This is a genomic window from Bacillus sp. SIMBA_005 (assembly GCF_046535585.1).
GTDB lineage: Bacteria > Bacillota > Bacilli > Bacillales > Bacillaceae > Bacillus > Bacillus pumilus.
This window is the reverse complement of the sequence record NZ_JAWRWI010001238.1, coordinates 1-233: the sequence shown is the minus strand read 5'-3', so window position 1 is coordinate 233 and position 233 is coordinate 1. Positions and strand designations below refer to the sequence as shown.

General features: G+C 44.6%; 1 protein-coding gene. It reads left to right on the top strand.

Translation table 11 applies throughout. The features are described from left to right. The coding region (locus SB660_RS24025) for an amino acid kinase family protein (RefSeq protein ID WP_486304232.1) at positions 1–233 on the top strand (233 nt) is incomplete at both ends.

The following is a 233-nucleotide window of genomic DNA, read 5'->3' as shown; positions in this document are numbered from 1 at the left end:
GGCAAGCGCTTAATATTAACGGAGACACTGTGGCGAGTGAAGTAGCCCTCGCTGTGGGAGCGGAGAGTTTACTTCTTGTTACGGATGTCTCCGGTATTCGTATTCAAGGCGATTATCAAACAGAAGTAACGCCTTCATTAATAACACAATGGATTGAGGAAGGTCATATTTACGGTGGAATGATTCCAAAAGTGCAAGGGGCGATCGATTGTCTAAATGCAGGAATTCCATCA